The sequence below is a fragment of the Kitasatospora sp. P5_F3 genome, assembly GCF_054049135.1.
On the sequence record NZ_JBFUMY010000225.1, the window covers coordinates 1 to 373 of the forward strand.

1 rRNA gene is annotated in these 373 nt (G+C 59.2%); it reads left to right on the forward strand.

Annotated elements, in window-relative coordinates:
* Positions 1–373 (forward strand): 23S ribosomal RNA (locus ACXJMZ_RS37475); the annotation flags it as partial.

Sequence of the window (373 nt, forward strand, 5' to 3'; positions counted from 1 at the left end):
TGGGAAACTCTTGCGCCGATTGACCAAGGGTTCCTGGGTCAAGCTGATCTGCCCAGGGTAAGTCGGGACCTAAGGCGAGGCCGACAGGCGTAGTCGATGGACAACGGGTTGATATTCCCGTACCCGCTTTGAAGCGCCAACGTCGAACCAGGTGATGCTAAGGCCGCGAAGCCGGCCCGGAGTCTTCGGACAAAGGGACGTGGTGGAGCCGCTGATCCAAGTCTGTAGTAGGTGAGCGATGGGGTGACGCAGGAAGGTAGTCCAGCCCGGGCGGTGGTTGTCCCGGGGTAAGGGTGTAGGCCGAGTGATAGGCAAATCCGTCACTCATTAAGGCTGAGACCTGATGCCGAGCCGATTGTGGTGAAGTGGATGA